We start from the raw sequence: 533 nt of genomic DNA, 5'->3' as shown, positions 1-533 counted from the left end.
TACCAAACTTTTTCTCTGGAGTATAAAAGGGACCGGGCATGACACTCCAGTCGATGCCTTTTTTAGGATCGAACTGACCATCCGCGCCTAGTTCCAGCAATAAGTTTTCAAGCCACGCTTGATATTGCTGATACTTTGTCAGTTCATGCATTTCTGACTTTTGCAAAGCCTCTTCGGCGAGAGTTGCTCCAGATAGAAATAGACAAACGATAGGAAGTAATCTAGTCATGCTTTCAATCCTAGAATCGACGACCTAATGAAAAGAATAAGGTCTCACGCTCCCCAAATCCGGCCTCCATCAATATCTCCCAGTCTTTGTTAAAGGCATATTGGAAACCAAGCACACTGTTCCAGTTCTCATCGGCACTTTGACTGACGTTGAAACCCGCATCAGGGCTCAAGTTTTCAACTAAGCCAAGTAGTTGCGGTGGTAGGTTTAAGCTTTTGAGGTCACCAGACAATTCTTGTTGAACATTTTGATACATGGCGCCAACAAATACGCGCAGTTCGCGTCCGCCATCGTATTGCCAGCG

The 533-nt window shown here is 45.2% G+C and carries 2 pseudogenes; both read right to left on the bottom strand.

Annotation, left to right across the window (positions count from 1 at the left end):
- A pseudogene (locus R7P64_RS24610) lies at nt 1-229 on the bottom strand (hypothetical protein); the annotation flags it as partial.
- A 10-nt stretch (nt 230-239) separates the two neighbouring features.
- Nucleotides 240-533, bottom strand: a pseudogene (locus R7P64_RS24605) (hypothetical protein); the annotation flags it as partial.

This window comes from Vibrio sp. 2304, from assembly GCF_033339475.1.
GTDB lineage: Bacteria > Pseudomonadota > Gammaproteobacteria > Enterobacterales > Vibrionaceae > Vibrio > Vibrio alginolyticus.
Note: the sequence above shows the minus strand (reverse complement) of the source record. Positions and strands in the feature narration are given on the sequence as shown.